Raw genomic sequence first — 14,350 nt, forward strand, 5'->3', positions numbered from 1 at the left:
ACCGCTTGGGGTACACTGTGAAACAAATATGAACAATTGCCGCTACGTCGGCAGTTGACGTAAACGGAAGGGCGCTGCATTTTCCGTCATCACTTTTGGGGGGAAGGCCGTGCATGCGGTCTGTTTGGGGTGAGGGCAGCGCCGATCCGGGCGAGGAACCGTATTCCGGCCGGCGCGCCCTGGGCAGTTTTTTGGGAGGATGCTGATCATGAATGACACCGAGGCCTGGCTCAAAGCCTTCAGACCGCGGCCGCTGCATGAATATATCGACGAGGCGGTGAGCCGTTTTGCAGACAGGCCGGCGGTTGATTTTCTGGGCAAGGGCTGGACCTACGCCGAGCTTGGGCAAATGGTCGACCAGGCGGCGGCCGGGCTGAAGGCGCTCGGCGTGGAAAAGGGCACGCGCGTCGGCCTGTGCCTGCCGAACACGCCCTATTACACGACCTATTATTTCGCGGTTCTGAAACTCGGCGGCATCGTCGTCAACTTCAACCCTCTCTACGTCCAGCGCGAGATCGCTTTTCAGGCGCGTGATTCCGGTGCGCGCATCATGGTCACGCTCGATCTCAAGGTGATCTACGACAAGGTCGAGGACGTGCGAAAGGAAGGCGCTCTCGACAAGATCGTCGTCTGTCGCATGGCGGATATCCTTCCCCAGCCGAAGAAGTTCCTGTTCTCGCTTTTCAAGGCGAGCGAGCGTGCCGATGTGCCAAATGATGCGGCCCATGTCTTCCATAACGACCTTGTGGCGAAGGGGGGCAGCGTCGAGGCGGCCGAGATCGATCCGGCGGAGGATGTCGCGGTGCTGCAGTATACCGGCGGCACGACGGGCGTGCCGAAGGGTGCCATGCTCACTCACGCCAATCTTTCGGCGAATATCGAGCAGATGCGCACCGTTTTTTCCGCCGCCGAGCCGGGCCGCGAGAAAATGCTTTGCGTGCTGCCGTTCTTCCACGTCTTCGCCATGACGGTCGTGCAGAACAAGTCCATTGCCCTTGGCGCGGAGATGGTGATGATCCCGCGGTTTGAGCTGAAGCTCCTGCTGGATACGATCAGGCGCAAGAAGATCACGCTGTTTCCGGGCGTGCCGACGCTTTATACGGCGATCAACAATGCCGAACTCACGCGCAAATACGACCTGAAATCGATCAAATTCTGCTTGTCCGGCGGTGCGCCTCTGCCGGTCGAGGTGAAGAACCAGTTCGAGGATTTGACGGGCTGCATGCTTGTCGAAGGTTACGGCCTGACGGAAGCCTCTCCGGTCGTAAGCGCAAACCCGCTCGACGAAAGCCGGCGCGCGGGCTCGATCGGCGTTCCCATGCCCGGCACAAGGGTTGAATTCCGCGACCTCGACGACCCCTCGAAGGTGATGAAGCAGGGCGAGAAAGGCGAACTTGTCGCCATCGGCCCCCAGGTGATGAAGGGCTACTGGAACCGTCCGGAGGAAACAGCCAAGACGATCGAGAACGGCGCGCTTCACACAGGCGATGTCGGATATATGGATGACGACGGTTTCATCCATCTGGTGGACCGGATCAAGGATCTCATCATCTGCTCCGGCTACAACGTATACCCGCGCGTTATCGAAGAAGCGCTTTACCAGCATGAAGCGGTTGCGGAAGCGATTGTCATTGCCGTTCCAGACGACTATCGCGGCCAGGCACCGAAGGCCTTCGTGAAGTTGAAGGCGGGTGGCGACGTGACGGCCGAGGGGTTGAAGACGTTTCTGCGCGGGCATCTTTCGACGATCGAATTGCCGCGCGAGATCGAGTTCCGCGACGAATTGCCGAAAACGCTTGTCGGCAAATTGTCGAAGAAGGAACTCGTCGAAGAAGAAAACGCCAAAAGGGCAGCTTCTTCAGCGGCCTGACGACAGTTCGGGTTTTATTGACGGCGGGCGGGCTTGCAGAGCCCGCCCGCTGTTGCATTTATTTGCGGCAAGGACCTAATCTCCTTTTGCAATCGCACAATCCAGGCCTGAAAGGCTCAAGCCGCAATAGATGTCGAACGATCTTCCGCATTTTTTGACGACCCGAGAGATGGCGGATCTTCTGCGCGTCAAGGAGCGCAAGATCTACGACCTCGCAGCCGCCGGAGATATCCCGCACAGCCGGGCAACCGGCAAACTCATTTTCCCGCGCGATCTCGTGCTTGCCTGGATCGACAAGGCGGGTGACGCGCCGAAACTTGAAGCCGAGCGCCCGCATGTAATTCTCGGAAGCCACGATCCGCTGCTTGAGTGGGCGGCGCGCGAATCGGGATCGGGCCTTGCCACTCTTTTCGACGGTAGCCTGGACGGGCTGGAGCGTTTCGATGACGGTGCTGGCCTTGCCGTGGGGCTTCATGTGCCGGAAAGTGAGGGCTGGAATGTCGAGACGGTGCGTGCGCGCTATCGCTATCGTCCCGTCGTTCTTGTGGAGTGGTTCTGGCGTTCGCGCGGGTTGATCGTGCAGCCGGGAAATCCGAAAGAGCTGAAGACGCTGGCCGATCTCGACGGGGTCGAGCTTGTGCGGCGCCAGCCGAGTGCGGGAAGCCAGCTGCTGTTGGAAAAGCTTGTGGGCGATGAGGCGCCTGATCTTGCCGCCCGGATGACGGAAGGCCGGCTTGCGCGCGACGAGCGCGAGGCGGCCCTTGCGGTGCTGGACGGAAGTGCGGATGCCGCTTTCGGGCTCGAAGCTTCGGCGCATCAGTTCAAGCTCGGCTTCGTGCCCGTTTGTGAGGAACGCTTCGACATGCTGGTCTCGCGGCGGGACTGGTTCGAGCCGCCGTTCCAGGCGCTTCTGGAGTTTTGCCGAACGCCTGCGTTCGGCGAAATGGCCGCCCGTTTCGGCGGTTACAGGATCGAGCGCTTCGGCACCGTGCATTTCAACGGAGGCTGACATTCCGTTGCCCGGGGCTGGCGGGATCGCTTCCGGCGATTATGTATGACGTAAAGTTGCCGGGGGAGCGGGCATTGGCCTTGAACGCTCCCTGCACCTGCCGGTAAAGTTCGGCCAACGCATGTTGGTCGGCGGTGACGCCGGTCCGGACTTTTCGCCCGATGGCTCCCATGTCGGGCCGTTTCGAATTCTCCCGAGTCGAGGAAATCGTTCATGAATGAGATCGTTCAGAAGAAATTCGGCGTGGGCGCCCCGGTGCGGCGCAAGGAAGACGCCGCACTCGTCACCGGCCACGGTCACTATGTCGACGATTACAATCCCGAAGGAACGCTGAAGGCCTATGTGCTTCGTTCCCCGATGGCCTATGCGAAGGTCGCGATCGGCGATCTTTCCGCCGCGCGCGATGCGCCCGGTGTTCATCTGGTGCTCACGGCCGATGACATTGCCGGCCTGAAGCCGATGCCGACCAAGGCGGTCATGCCTCAAAAGGACGGTACCAAGCATGCCGTTCCCGTGCGTCCGGTGCTGTGCAAGGACATGGTGCGCCATGTGGGCGATGCGCTGGTCTTCATCGTGGCCGACAGTGTCGACGAGGCGAAATCGGCGTCCGAGCTGATCGAGATCGACTTCGACCCGCTTGAGGCCGTCGTCGAGACCGCCGACGCCCTGAAGGAGGGCGCGCCGCTTGTCTGGCCGCAAACCGGCACGAACCGGGCCTTCACGCTTGGCCAGGGCGACAAGGAAAAGACCGACGCCGCCTTTGCGGCGGCAAAGCACGTCAGCCGGATCGACATCGTTAACAACCGCCTTGTTTCCAATTACATGGAAACGCGCGGCTGCGTGGCGGAGTTCGACAAGGAGACGGACCGCTACACGCTTACGGTCGGCACGCAGGGTGGCCATGGCATACGCGATATCATCGCGGAGGATATTCTCGGCATCGACGCCTCGCGCCTGCGCGTCGTCACGCCGGATGTCGGCGGCGGTTTCGGTACCAAGATATTCGTTTACCGCGAATATCCGCTTTGTCTCGTCGCCGCCGAGCGTCTTGGCCGGCCTGTGAAATGGATCGGCGAGCGCGGAGAACATTTCGTGAGTGACGCGCACGGCCGCGATAATGTCACCACCGCCGAAGTCGCCATGGACGAGAACGGCAGGTTTCTTGGCCTTCGCATCGACGTTACGGCGAATATGGGCGCCTATCTGCACCAGTTCGGCCCGTTCATTCCCTTCGTCGGCACGTCGATGTCGACCGGGCTTTACGACATCGAAGCGCTGGACGTGACGATCAACGGCGTCTTCACCAACACGGTCCCGACGGATGCCTATCGTGGTGCGGGCCGGCCGGAGGCGGCTTATCTGATAGAGCGGCTGGTGGAACAGGCGGCGCTCGACATGGGGCTTTCTTCCGACGAGATCCGCCGGCGCAACTTCATCAAGCCGGAGCAGATGCCCTACACCACGCCCACGGGGCGCATGTACGACACGGGCGAATTCACCGGCCACATGGAAAAAGCCATGGAGGTTGCCGACTGGGCGGGCTTCGGGCAGCGCGACGCCGCATCCGAAGCGGCCGGAAAATACCGCGGCATCGGCATGTGCACCTATATCGAGGCCTGCGCCTTCGCGGGCTCGGAGGAGGCGACCGTGGAACTCGGCCTTGACGGGTCGCTGACGCTCCTCATCGGCACGCAGACCAATGGCCAGGGCCACGCAACGGCCTACGGTCAGGTGATCGCCGAGCAATTCGGCGTCGATCTCGACAAGATCAACGTCATCCAGGGCGATACCGACCGCGTTCGTACGGGCGGCGGCACGGGTGGCTCGCGCTCGATCCCGATCGGTCTTCCTTCGGTGCTTGAAGCGTCGAAGACGCTTGTGGCAAAGATCAAGGAAGTTGCCGCCGACAAGCTGGAGGCGGGCGCCGAGGATCTTGAACTTGCCGATGGCTCGGTACGCGTGATCGGCACCGACAAGGCGGTGACGCTTGCCGAAATCGCGGCTGGCGCGCCGGAGGCGCTTTCGGCGGCGGAATCGGTGAAGCAGTCGGAAAACACCTACCCGAACGGCACGCACATCTGCGAGTTGGAGATAGATCCGGAAACGGGAGATACGGAAATCCTGAATTACGTCATCGTCGATGACTTCGGTGTCACGGTGAACCCGGTTCTCCTAGCCGGTCAGGTTCACGGCGGCGTCGCACAGGCGATTGGCCAGGCGTTGATGGAGCGTACCGTCTTCGACGAGGACGGGCAGCTTTTGACCGCCACCTTCCTCGACTACCACATGCCGCGGGCGGAAGAGCTTCCCTCATTTCATTTCGAGACGCGCAACGTGCCCTCCACCACGAACGCCATGGGCATCAAGGGCGCGGGCGAGGCCGGCACCATCGGTGGCTCCGCTGCGGTCATGAACGCCGTCGCGGATGCGCTTCGCCGCCACGCGGGCGTGAAGCATATCGACATGCCGGCGACACCGAACCGCGTTTGGGAGGCGATCCAGGCCGCAAACGCCTGATTTTTCTGGGCTGAATTACGATCGAATCCCGGCTGGCCATTCCAGCCGGGATCATTTTCGTCGCGCTTTTCGCGCGGGGCGGCTATGCGTGGACATGCCTTTCGCGCGCTGCGATTTCGTCATATGAATGTCTTATAACTTTGCGCCCGAGCCCCGTCGGGCGTTTCTCAAGATATCGATCGCCCATGTCCCGAATGACGGCAGCAGCCGATACTCCCCGTACGTCCTCGTCCGATCTTAATCAGACGCGGCCTGTCGTCGGAATTCTCCTGAAGGTCGCTTCCGCGTTGATCTTCACGGGCATGCTCACGCTGATCAAATACGTCTCGGAGCGCGTGCCCGTCGGCGAGGTCATGTTCGCGCGCAATTTCGTCGGCATGGTGCCGGTCCTGGCGATGCTCGTCTTTCGCGGGGAGCTTGGCACGGCCTTTGTGACCCGCCGCCCCTTCGGCCATATCGGGCGCGCTCTCGTCGGCACAACCGCCATGGCGCTCTGGTTTTCGGCCCTTGCAAGGATACCGCTGCCGGATGCGACGGCGATCAGCTTTTCCGCGCCATTGATGACGGTCATACTCGCCTGGCTCTTCCTGGGCGAGGTCGTGCGCATCTACCGTTGGACGGCGGTGATGATCGGCTTGCTGGGGATCGTCGTCATTCTTTCCCCGCATCTGACGGGGGATGTCTTGAGCAACGAGGCGGCGGTCGGCGCGCTTTTCGCATTCGGCGCGGCGGTTTTCATGGCGCTTGCCGCTATTTTCGTGCGTAAGCTGACGTCGAGCGAGCGCACGTCGACGATAGTGCTCTGGTTTTCGGGAACGGCGTCGTTGCTCTCGCTCCTGTCCTTGCCTTTCGGCTGGGTGATGCCGGGCATGACCGATTTTCTGATCCTGATCGCCATCGGTCTTTTGGGCGGAATAGGTCAGGCGATGCTGACCCAGAGCTACCGTTTCGCCGAGGCGTCGACGATCGCGCCCTTCGAATACACGACGCTTTTGTGGGCGAGCACCTTCGGTTGGGTCTTCTTTAGCGAAATTCCGACGGTCGAAGTGCTTCTGGGCGCGGTGATCGTCATTTCGGCAGGCATTTTCGTTATCTACCGCGAGCACAGGCTCGGTCTCGACCGCACGAAGGCGCAAAAGGCGGGGTCGGCGACCCGCGCCTGAATTCTGATACGTCAAAACGCCTTGAAGGTGATCAGCGTTTTCGTATCCAGAATGCCGTCGAACGGGTGCACCTTTTCATTGACGAAATGGCCGATATCCATGTCGTCATCCACGTAGAATTTCACCAGAAGATCGTAGTCGCCCGCCGTGGAATAGATTTCGGATGCGATTTCGGCATCGGCTATGGCATTGGCCACCTGGTAGGCCTTGCCGAGGTGGCATTTGATCATCACGAAAAACGGCTTCATGGCGGTCTCCGAAGCGGGTTTGCCCAATTCCGGTCCGGTCCGGTCTGGGCGATTCAGGCGGGCAGTGAACAGGAACAACCGTTTGGGGGCAAGTCTTTCGAATTTGTAATGCGTTTTCCGGGGGGCATGCGGCGCTGCCCGGTTGAAAATGCCTTTGCGTCTTGTTACGTCTTCGCCCGTCTCAAGGGGGTGCCGGGCGGGCTGATCCGCCGGGCTGAGAGGCTAAGGTCTGGGCCCATAAAATTGATGTATATGGCACCTGGAACGGCAATGAGATGCGAGGAGAAGGGCGCAGAGCGTGTCGGCCACCCGTTCAAGCCCTTCGACGAAGCAGGTCGAAGCCGTTTCGGTGTCCAGAGGATATGGCCGATCTGGCCGGTTACTTTGTCGCAAGATCTTGAAACCAATCTGGTTTCCTGCGCTCTTGCTCCTCGTATCCGGCTCAGATTGGCCAATACCTTATCCGTCAATTTTATGGGGTCAGACCCTGAAGTGCCAACTCCAGGAACCTGATCCGGATCATGCCGGCGGAGGGATTGGGATATGAGAATACGGAAAGTTTCGGCGCTTTCTCGGAAGGCTGCCGCATGACAAGCCTCGCCCCGGAAGCGAAAGGCGCGGAAAAGCTGGTCTTTTCCCTCGAAGAAACTGTGAGCTTGCTGGAGCGCCTGAGGGCGCGTGGCCCGCGCGTTCACTGCATCACCAATTCGGTCGCGCAGAATTTTACCGCCAACGTCCTGCTTGCGCTGGGCGCGGTCCCCTCAATGACGGTCGCGCGTGAGGAAATCTCCGATTTCGTGAAATCCGCCGAAGGTTTCCTCGTCAATATCGGCACTATCGACGATGAGCGCCGCGCGGCGATCGATCTCGGCCTCGATGCGGTGGAGGATGCGGGCCTTGCCTTCGTGCTTGACCCGGTGCTGGTCAACCGTTCGCCCGCGCGCCTCAAGCTTGCGAAAAGCTGCATGGCCCGCCGCCCGGCGGTGGTGCGCGCGAACGCGGATGAGGTTGCAGCACTTTCCGGCGGCGACACCCCCGAAGATTTTGCGAAAAACGCCGGCGTAACCCTTGCGCTTACCGGCGCGGTCGACCGCGTGACGGACGGCAGGCGCGCGATGGATATCGCTTCCGGCCACCCTCTCATGGCGCGCGTCACCGCGATGGGCTGTGCCGCTTCCGCCGTCGTTGCGGGTTTTCTCTGCGTTGAGGATGATCCGCTGAAGGCCGCGGCAGCCGCGCTCACCGTGGTCGGCCTTGCGGGTGAGGAGGCTGGGGAGCGGTCGCAAGGGCCGGGAAGCTTCGTGCCCGCGTTTCTCGATGCGCTTTACCGGCTGGGCCGGGAAGGGGGCGCGAAATGACGGCGATAGCTCTCACAATCGCCGGCTCGGATTCCGGCGGCGGCGCCGGCATTCAGGCGGATTTGAAGGCCTTTTCGGCGCTTGGCGTTTATGGCGCCAGCGTTATCACGGCACTGACCGCGCAAAACACCCATGGCGTGAGCGGCATTCACGATGTCCCGGCGGATTTCATCGCCGCGCAGATGGATGCCGTCTTTTCCGACCTTGCGGTCGATGCGGTAAAGATCGGCATGTTGTCTCGGCCCGAAGCGATCCGCGCGGTGGCGCAGGGGCTTGAGAGGCACCGCGCGCGCAACATCGTGCTCGACCCGGTCATGGTCGCCGCCTCCGGCGATCCGCTTCTGGCCGAGGACGCGGTGGAGGAACTGATCTCCGCGCTTCTCCCCAGGGCCGATCTCGTCACGCCGAACCTGCATGAAGCCGCCAGGATGTTGTCGTCGCCCGTCGCCGAAAGCCGCGAGGATATGGTGACCCAGGCCAAAGGCCTGCTTTCGCTCGGCGCAAGGTGCGTTCTTTTGAAGGGCGGGCATGGGGCGGATGATGAATGCGCAGACCTTCTGAGCGACGGCAATGACGAGAAATGGTTGGTTGCCCAGCGTCATGAAACCCGCAATACGCATGGCACGGGCTGCACTTTATCCTCCGCGGTCGCCGCCGGACTTGCCAAGGGGCGCTCCATGGCCGATTCTGTAGCGGAGGCAAAAATCTACATCACGGATGCGGTAAGGGCCGCCGATGCCTTGGAGATTGGCTCGGGCCACGGCCCGGTGCATCATTTTTATCGACAGTGGACGGAACATTCGCAATGACCGAAACAGACGACAAGACGGCTTCCGTCACGAGACGCCGGGCGCTTGCGCTCGGTGCCGGCGGAGCAGCGGCGACGGCGCTTGCCGCGCCTGCGGTCGCGCAGTCCGGTCAGGCGACGATCGAGTGGAAAATGGTCACCTCCTGGCCGAAGGACCTGCCGGGACCGGGAATTACCGCGCAGCGCATCGCCGACAATATCGCGCTGATGAGCGGCGGGCGCCTGCGCATCCGCCTTTTCGCGGCCGGAGAACTCGTGCCCGCGCTCGAGGTTTTCGACGCCGTCTCCTCGGGCACCGCGCAAATGGGTCACAGCGCCTCTTTCTTCTGGCAGGGCAAGCTGCCGGCGGCGGTCTTCTTTACCGCGGTGCCCTTCGGCCTCCTGCCGCTTGAGCATATCACCTGGATAGAGCAGGGCGGGGGGCAGGAGCTTTGGGACGAGCTTTACGGCCCCTTCGGCGTGAATGCGCTGATGGCCGGCAACACCGGCGTCCAGATGGGCGGCTGGTTCAAGAACGAGATCATGAGCCTTGAGGATCTCAAAGGTCTGAAGATCCGCATGCCGGGCCTTGGCGGGGAGGTCATGCGCCGGCTTGGCGCGACGCCCGTCTCGCTGCCGCCCGCGGAACTTTTCGGCGCCCTCCAGTCCGGCCTGATCGACGCGACGGAGTTTCTGGGGCCGTGGAGCGATACGGCCATGGGCTTTCACGAGGTCGCGAAACTCTACTACGCGCCGGGGTTCCACGAGCCGAACGGCACGGGCGAGGCGCTTTTCAACTCCGTTGCCTTCGAAGGCCTGCCGGATGACCTGAAGGCCATCGTGCGCGATGTCTGCCGGGCCGAAAACGCCCGCTCGCTCGCCGAAAGCGAATGGATGAACTCGGGCTATCTCAGGGCCTTGCAGAACAAGCACGGCGTGGAGGTCAAGATCTTCCCGGACGATGTGCTTCAGGCGCTTCGCACCACCTCGGAGGATGTCACGCGCAGCGTGGCGGAGATCGACGAGATCAGCGAAAGAATAGTGAAAAGCTTCCTGCGTGCGCGAAACCGGCTCTCGCAGTGGAGCAGCCTTTCCACGCGGCTTTATCTGGACTCGCGCGACGGCTGATCGCCGGCGCATGGGGATGGCACGCGTTCCACCCTCGTGGCAGGGCGGAACGCGGGTAAAACAGAAGCCGTCAGTTCCCCAGCCGCTGCTCGTAATCCTTCCTGAGGGCAACCCAGGTATCCCAGAACGGCCCAGGTGTTTCCCCCGCCATGCGCGCCACCAGAATATCGAGATGCGCATGCCAGCCGGCGCTTACGGCCAGCAGGGTCGAGCGCTCGGCCACGCGCTGGTGCGTCACCGTCAGCAGAACCTTGTCGCCGATCGTTTCCAGCTCGAAGGTGACACCGCCCGTGCTTCCCCAGGTGAATGCGAGCTTGCGGGGCGGATCAAGCTCGGTGATGCGGCTATCCAGCCGGTGTTCCTCGCCGAAGCTTTCCGGGCGTTTGCCCGGCGGATCGGTCAGTTCGTCGTTGCGCCAGACAAGTTCGAATGGCGCGCCGACCTTCATTTCCATATCGCCCGCCGCAAGCCACTGGCGCCGCAGGTCGCTTTCCGTCAGATAAGTCCATACGCGCTCGATAGGGCCCGGCAGCAGGCGCTGGATTTTCAGCGTGGTCGGTTCGGTGAGCACGCCATAGGCGTCGAGGGATGCCAGTTCTGTCATCTCGCGTCTCCTTTGGGGGGGTGGATTTTGCGTGCGTCCTCTTCGCGAAGAAGCTTGTCGAGCGCATCGAGGCGGTCGCTCCAGAAGCGCTCGTAGAAGCCGAGCCATTCGAAAGCGCTGGCCAGCGGGCCGGGGTCGAGATGGCAGAAATGCGTGCGTCCCCGCACCTCGCGGCGGATCAGCCCGGCGGTTTCCAGCGCCTTGATGTGTTTTGAAGCTGCGGCAAGCGAGATGTCGAAAGGCTCGGCCAACTGACCGACCGTCCGTTCGCCTGCGGCAAGGTCCTTCAGCATGCGCCTGCGCGTGGCGTCGCCAAGCGCGTGAAAGACGGTGTCGAGTTGGGGTGTCGCAAGTTCAACCATGTGGTTGAATATATATGCGTGTCATTTAATAGTCAACCATATGGTTGAATGTTATCGGCTGTTTTGTGATTGGCAATGGCACTCAGGCGTCATCCCGCCCGTCGCCTTCCTGCCATAAACGCAACACACAGGGGCCTGATCACGGCTCTCCAATCAAAGGCGATAGTGATTTCAGCAGGCGAATGTGCGGTGCGAGCCCGCGGCAATGCTTATTTACTTATGCATTGGATAAGGTTCCGTCCTTGAACATCGGCGTGTACGCTGGCGTTGTGAGGGGAGAAACCACATGCCAAAGCTCCTTCTGCATCACGTATCGCTTCCCGTCAGGGATGTTGAGCTTTCAGCCGCGTTCTATGAAGACCTTTTCGGCCTGACGCGCTTGCCGCGCCCGCCGTTCGGCATACCAGGCGTCTGGTTCGGCTGTGGCGACCGTCAGATCCACCTTGTGGCCAATCCGTCCGGCACTTACCGAACGACCCCAACGGTTGATATCGCGGATGTTCATTTCGCGTTCTGGACGGACGATTTTGAAGGGATGGTGACACGCCTTGAGCGTGCAGGCTTCAGCGACGCGCTTCCCGAGGGTGACGCGAAGCGGATGCTCCTGAGCCGCGACAGTGTCGCCGGATTTCCGCAGCTCTACGTGCTCGACCCAGACCTGAATACCATCGAGGTGAACGCGGCTCCGATGTAAGGCATATGCCGGAAATCAGGCCGGCCAATCGCGGAGATCGCCCACGCTCCGCTGTCACCTCGGATCTGGGCCCGCTACTGTCCGGTAAAGAATTCTCTGCCGATTTATCGCGCGACACTCACCCGCTCTCTGCTGTCACCCCGGCCTGCCCTCGGCTTGATCGGGGGGGCTTGACCCGGGGCCTAATCACAGCGCGACAGAAGAGAGTGGTAGCGGTTTCAGCAGGCCGATGCCGCAAGCCGTTCGATACTTCGATGCATTTGGCAAGGTGGATTAGGTCCCGGATCGGCGTTCAGCTTGCGCTTCACTTGTCCGGGATGACGCCGAGGAGGAAGCAAGGAAACTGCCACTTCTCAGCGCCGAGCAATCCGCTTTCCTCATCCTCGTTAAGTGATCATTGGCCGCTCGATCAAGCCGGTACAACGGCGCAGCGGGTGAAACACTGTGCGTGATATCAACTCCAAGGGCATTCATTGGGTGAAAGTGATGCATGTAAAGTTTTTCAGAATCTGCTGTTACTACATTGTTTCACGCATCACATAAGAGTCTATAAGTAAGTATAGTATATTATACTATCAAATTGTAATTTCTATTTAAATTATATTTCGTGAGAAAGGTAATATTTATAAAGATCGAAATGGAACGTTGGAAAATTTTACGTCGATTTGAGAATAACCCTTAACCTCAAGGAACGTTTTTACGCTTTCTGCTATTAGAGATTGATGAGGGGATGGCCCAACGATGACTTCAGATATCGGAAGACGTTTGAGCGCGCCGGTATAACTGCCAGTATTTACATAAGGGATAAGCCCCACAGAGGATTCTCGGAATTGTAGTCCGCCTTCAAATTGGTCAGCTTTGTCCAGTGGAATGAGATAACGAACCTCTTGTTCACTGGTGAATGCTTCATTTTTGAAAAGGAGTGATACATTCGACAACTCCAGGCTAAGATACCTAACATATTCTTCGTCTTGGTATTCTGGCCAACGATCCACCAATTCTCGATCCAGTTTATATTGCTCTCTGTAGCGCCGGATAACTGAAAGGATATGGACGAGTTTTGCGTGGTATCGGTAGCGCACCTTATAGAGGGAAAGTTGTGGCATCATTATTAAGGGCTTAACGTCATCTGCCCTTTCTTCGGTGCTTAGTCCGATGCAGATCCCGCCTGATGGTGCATATCCTCGCCATTGCTCGAGACTGTCTCGGACAAGAGAAAAGCAAGCCACTAAATTTGTATTTTCGTTCGGGTGTGGGAGATTTTCTTGAACCTGCCTCAATATATATTTAAAATCTTCGGTTTTTTCGTTCTTTTCCCGTCTTTGCAATATTTTTCTAATCAATTCGGAACCGTGACGCACTTCTTCTGTGTCGTTCATAAACCGATTGTCGCTTGCCCAAAAACCGGCACTATCAATTATCCCCTTAAATCCAGATATTGTAGTATAATGAAACAACTTCCCCTTAAATAGGGAGGAATTTTCTCGGCGAAATCTTAAACGTTGGATATTCGTTTCTACCTCTCCTTCTAATTCCGTTGTTCCAAAAAATGCTACTAAAAATCCATTGCGATACTTTTGATTCTCGATCACGTAACTTCCATCCAGATTCTGTAAAATCTTTTTTTTCAGCAATTTATCGGTTCCAAGACTTAGAGCGGATATTTATGGATAGGGTAATCTAGCGCTAGTCACTTTCTTCAAAGCGAGCATTCCAGAACTATGTAATTATATCAGTTATTTGGTCTAAAATGCTTCCTATTAGCAACTATTCCTCCTCAAGTCGCATCGGGCGGCAGTGACCTGAACCCTCCATCCCGTAGCGCCGCGATGGCGAAATCGACCATCGGGTCGAACATTAGGTCCTGCCGGTCTTCGGGCATGCAGCGGCAGGCCTGCGAAATCAGCACGGGGTGGAAGAAGACGAGCAGGCTGTGCTGCATCAGCATGGCGGCGGTCGCCGCGTCCTGCTCGGGAAAGTCGCCAGCCGCGATCCCGTCGCGGATCACCTCAGCCATGGCGTGGCGCATCTTGGCCTTGTGCGCCTCTATCTCGTCCCAGGCTTCGTCCATCGCCGCTTCGATCAGGTCGTGGATCTTGCGGTTGGAGGTGTAGCGTTCGCGCATGCGCTCGAAATGGGCGCGGGCGATCATCCGGAGGCGCTCGGGCGCGGGTACGGTCTTGCGTCCGGCGATATCCTCGATCTCGCGCAGGAAACCTTCGGTCACGTGGATCGTCACGGCCTTGGTCAGCGCCGTCTTGGAGGAAAAGAAGCGGTAGACGTTGGCCGGCGACATGCCAAGCTCGTTGGCGATATCGGCCACGGTGGTCTTCTGGAAGCCGTAGACGTGAAACAGGCGGCTTGCCGTCTCGACGATCTTTTCGCGCATCTCCACCGCGGCCGGCGACCATGTGCCGTCCCTGAGATAGCCGCTTTCGCCGGGCGCCTGTTTTACCGTTTCCTCTGCCATCGAACTCATGTCTCTTGAGCGATTCCTTCGCTGATTGTGCCGTTTCGCGCCGCGTTTGGCCAGTTTCGGGCTTGGGCCGTACCGTAAAGCCGGCGCAATGTGACGCTCATCACTTTTCGGATGATATCTAATATATGTTC

General features: G+C 59.5%; 13 protein-coding genes. 8 read left to right on the top strand and 5 right to left on the bottom strand.

The window, feature by feature from the left end; genetic code table 11:
- The first annotated feature begins 208 nt into the window (after window positions 1-208).
- From GR183_RS01975 to GR183_RS01990, 4 genes are all read left to right on the top strand, one after another.
- Window positions 209-1,870, top strand: coding sequence for a long-chain-fatty-acid--CoA ligase (locus GR183_RS01975; protein ID WP_160773899.1), 1,662 nt, complete (start codon window positions 209-211; stop codon window positions 1,868-1,870).
- Window positions 1,871-2,000: 130 nt separating this feature from the next.
- Window positions 2,001-2,879, top strand: a complete 879-nt coding sequence (locus GR183_RS01980) for a substrate-binding domain-containing protein (protein ID WP_160773900.1) — start codon at window positions 2,001-2,003, stop codon at window positions 2,877-2,879.
- 213 nt (window positions 2,880-3,092) lie between these two features.
- Entirely contained in the window at window positions 3,093-5,396 is a 2,304-nt protein-coding gene (locus GR183_RS01985; protein ID WP_160773901.1) for a xanthine dehydrogenase family protein molybdopterin-binding subunit, read from the top strand.
- 185 nt (window positions 5,397-5,581) lie between these two features.
- On the top strand, window positions 5,582-6,559 hold the full coding sequence (locus tag GR183_RS01990) for a DMT family transporter (protein WP_244313579.1): 978 nt from the start codon (window positions 5,582-5,584) through the stop codon (window positions 6,557-6,559).
- Window positions 6,560-6,570: 11 nt separating this feature from the next.
- Here GR183_RS01990 and GR183_RS01995 read toward each other — a convergent pair whose 3' ends face one another.
- Window positions 6,571-6,807, bottom strand: coding sequence for an Lrp/AsnC ligand binding domain-containing protein (locus GR183_RS01995; protein WP_160773902.1), 237 nt, complete (start codon window positions 6,805-6,807; stop codon window positions 6,571-6,573).
- A gap of 587 nt (window positions 6,808-7,394) precedes the next feature.
- Here GR183_RS01995 and thiM point away from each other — a divergent pair.
- The 3 genes from thiM to GR183_RS02010 are packed head-to-tail and all read left to right on the top strand — an operon-like array spanning window position 7,395 to window position 10,080.
- Window positions 7,395-8,165 (top strand): hydroxyethylthiazole kinase, encoded by a 771-nt coding sequence (thiM, locus tag GR183_RS02000; protein WP_160773903.1) that lies wholly within the window; start codon window positions 7,395-7,397, stop codon window positions 8,163-8,165.
- A complete protein-coding gene (gene thiD, locus GR183_RS02005; protein WP_160773904.1) occupies window positions 8,162-8,974 on the top strand; it encodes a bifunctional hydroxymethylpyrimidine kinase/phosphomethylpyrimidine kinase in 813 nt (270 codons plus the stop codon). Before thiM ends, thiD begins: the two co-directional genes overlap by 4 nt.
- Window positions 8,971-10,080 (top strand): TRAP transporter substrate-binding protein, encoded by a 1,110-nt coding sequence (locus tag GR183_RS02010; RefSeq protein WP_160773905.1) that lies wholly within the window; start codon window positions 8,971-8,973, stop codon window positions 10,078-10,080. Before thiD ends, GR183_RS02010 begins: the two co-directional genes overlap by 4 nt.
- 70 nt (window positions 10,081-10,150) lie before the next feature.
- On the opposite strand, the gene GR183_RS02015 is transcribed toward GR183_RS02010, so the two are convergent.
- Together GR183_RS02015 and GR183_RS02020 are read right to left on the bottom strand one after the other, a co-directional pair.
- Window positions 10,151-10,684, bottom strand: coding sequence for an SRPBCC family protein (locus GR183_RS02015; protein ID WP_160773906.1), 534 nt, complete (start codon window positions 10,682-10,684; stop codon window positions 10,151-10,153).
- Window positions 10,681-11,046, bottom strand: a complete 366-nt coding sequence (locus GR183_RS02020) for an ArsR/SmtB family transcription factor (RefSeq protein ID WP_160773907.1) — start codon at window positions 11,044-11,046, stop codon at window positions 10,681-10,683. The genes GR183_RS02015 and GR183_RS02020 overlap by 4 nt, the downstream gene beginning before the upstream one ends.
- Before the next feature lie 286 nt (window positions 11,047-11,332).
- On the opposite strand from GR183_RS02020, the gene GR183_RS02025 reads away from it, so the two are divergent.
- Complete coding sequence (locus GR183_RS02025; protein WP_160773908.1) at window positions 11,333-11,740, top strand: VOC family protein; 408 nt, start codon at window positions 11,333-11,335, stop codon at window positions 11,738-11,740.
- A gap of 623 nt (window positions 11,741-12,363) precedes the next feature.
- Here GR183_RS02025 and GR183_RS02030 read toward each other — a convergent pair.
- Both GR183_RS02030 and GR183_RS02035 read right to left on the bottom strand, forming a co-directional pair.
- Complete coding sequence (locus GR183_RS02030) at window positions 12,364-13,374, bottom strand: DUF2971 domain-containing protein (RefSeq protein WP_160773909.1); 1,011 nt, start codon at window positions 13,372-13,374, stop codon at window positions 12,364-12,366.
- A 143-nt stretch (window positions 13,375-13,517) separates the two neighbouring features.
- Entirely contained in the window at window positions 13,518-14,219 is a 702-nt protein-coding gene (locus GR183_RS02035; RefSeq protein ID WP_160773910.1) for a TetR/AcrR family transcriptional regulator, read from the bottom strand.
- Between the last annotated feature and the right edge of the window lie 131 nt (window positions 14,220-14,350).

The organism is Stappia sediminis, from assembly GCF_009826895.1.
Classification (GTDB): domain Bacteria; phylum Pseudomonadota; class Alphaproteobacteria; order Rhizobiales; family Stappiaceae; genus Hongsoonwoonella; species Hongsoonwoonella sediminis.